Source organism: Roseateles sp. P5_B10, assembly GCF_056400485.1.
In genome coordinates this window covers 1-1,945 of the sequence record NZ_JBFULE010000920.1, presented here as the reverse complement: position 1 = coordinate 1,945, position 1,945 = coordinate 1, and the positions used below count along the sequence as shown (strand labels likewise).

Below are 1,945 nucleotides of genomic sequence, written 5' to 3'. Positions count from 1 at the left end.
GTCACTGATCTTCGGGAAGTACGAGACCAGGTCGCCGATGCCAACCGGCGTGCTGCTGGCCTGAGCCAGGCGGTTGAACACGGCCAGCACGTCGCGCTGGATGCGCGTGGCGCGGGCATCGATGCGGCGCCATGCGTCGATGGGGATGCCGGCGGCGTTGCCGACCAGCACCGCTTGGGAGGCCAGCGCGAGCTGCGTGGTGTTGAAGCCTGCGCGGGCCGCGTTGATGGCCAGTTCTTGATCTTCGGTGAAGCGAAGCATGTTGTTGCCTTCCTGTTCTTACGGCTTGACGTAGGGCATGCAGATCTCGATGTCCCCGAGATCGCCGGCCGACTTCGCACCGGAGAACCGGGTGAAGCCGATCACGACGCCAGCGGACGCGGCTGCGGCACCTCGGCCGGCGGCTGCGACGACAACCTCCTGCCCCCAGGTGTAGGTGGCTGCGGCCATGGCGACCTGGTAGGTCTGGCCCGGCTCCAGCACGGCAGCGATGCCGCTGTCACCCGAGGCGTAGGCCGTCAGCAGCGGATCGGTGGCGGTGAAGAACGCAGCCGAGGCGGCGTAGTAGTCGCGGTCGATCAGCAGACGCAGGTTCGGGCCGAAGGCGGTCGCCGCGGTCAGCGCCGTGGCGCTCTCGGTGACGAACGTGCACGGGAGATAGGCACCGGCGACGGTCTTGTCGCTGATGGTCTTGAGGTTGCGGTCCGCCGGACCACGATAGGCGCGCGATGCCATTACTTCTTCTCCTCGATGTGGGCGTTGAGCGAGTAGCCCTTGAACTCGTCGCCGGGCTTGGTCTCGCCGCCGTTGCCGACCACGACCGGAGCGGCCTTGGCCTTCAGCTCCTGCAGGCGGGCCAGGGGCATGGCSTTGAAGTCGTCGGCGGTGAGCGAACTGTTGACGGCAAGCTCGGTGGCCAGCTTGTCGCGCTCGGCGTTCTGCGCGGCCTGGGCCGTGGCCTCGTGCTCGGCGATCTTGCTGTTGGCGGCGGTCAGCTTCTCGTTCGCCGCGTTGAGCGCGGCGACGTGGGGCTTCGCCTTCAGCGCCTCGAAGGCGCCCAGCAACTGCGCGTCGGTCATCGCCGCGACGCCGCTGATACCGGCTGCATTGAGCGCGGCGATGATGGTTTCTTTCACTTGATCGACCTCTTGGCGGTTGGTGATGGGGACGTACTCGATCTTTCGGACCACTTCTTCAGCGGTTCCTGAAAATGCTAGGGAGCCGTCAGAACCGACCGAGTAGTCCTGGCGCCACGTCTTGCCGAGGCCATCGGACCAAACGGCGTAGCGGTCATAGACCTCGCGCAGCCAGGCTTCCTTGGGAAGCAGGGCATATAGGCCGCTGCTGATCTGGTCGAACGACAGTTCGGTCGAGCCGTTCCAGATCAGGCGCTTGAGGCTGGCAAGCAGTCCTTTCGAGCGCTGGTCCTCGGGCTCCACGTTGACCGTGAAAACCTCGATCTGTTCTTCCTGGCCGGCCTCGTTCAGGAACATGCCCACGCCGTCTTCTGGCGTGCCCGCGCCGCGCTCGTTGAGAAGGATGGCGAGGTGGTCGTAGCGCAGGTTCGTCGCGATGGTCTGGTACTTCTTGCCGCCTGCTTCGCCGTTCGTGGCGATGGGTTCGAAGAACAGGCCGGTGCTGACATGGATCGGGTCGGCGTTGGTGCCGGCAATGGCGGCGTCCAAGCGCTCGACCAGCTTCAGGCCGTCGGGGTGCGCGCGGGCCTGCGCCTCATTGATGACGATGTCCGACAGCGTGCGTCCGCCGGTGTGGCGGGCATTGCGGCAGATGGCGCCGATGTAGCTGGTCAGCAGGGCGTCGCCGTTCAAGGCGCTGATCGCCTGGCCGGCGGCGTTCTTCGGGTGGCCGGCCGGGGCGGGCTTCCCCTCCATCGTCCCGGCGCCGGCGGCCAGCTGGTCGGCCGGGTACAGCACCGAATTCATGA

The 1,945-nt window shown here is 66.5% G+C and carries 3 protein-coding genes; all 3 read right to left on the bottom strand.

Annotated features, from left to right (window positions below):
• Positions 1-261: major capsid protein (locus AC1DU6_RS29265; RefSeq protein ID WP_477861474.1), on the bottom strand; the 261-nt coding region annotated here is incomplete at its 3' end.
• 18 nt (positions 262-279) lie between these two features.
• Positions 280-735 (bottom strand): hypothetical protein, encoded by a 456-nt coding sequence (locus tag AC1DU6_RS29260; RefSeq protein ID WP_477861472.1) that lies wholly within the window; start codon positions 733-735, stop codon positions 280-282.
• On the bottom strand, positions 735-1,945 hold a 1,211-nt coding region (locus AC1DU6_RS29255; protein ID WP_477861470.1), incomplete at its 5' end, for a hypothetical protein. The genes AC1DU6_RS29260 and AC1DU6_RS29255, both read right to left, overlap by 1 nt.

What these genes read in the sequence shown, in the direction of transcription:
- AC1DU6_RS29260 (WP_477861472.1), bottom strand. Translation starts at nt 735, where the DNA reads ATGGCATCGCGCGCCTATCGTGGTCCGGCGGACCGCAACCTCAAGACC.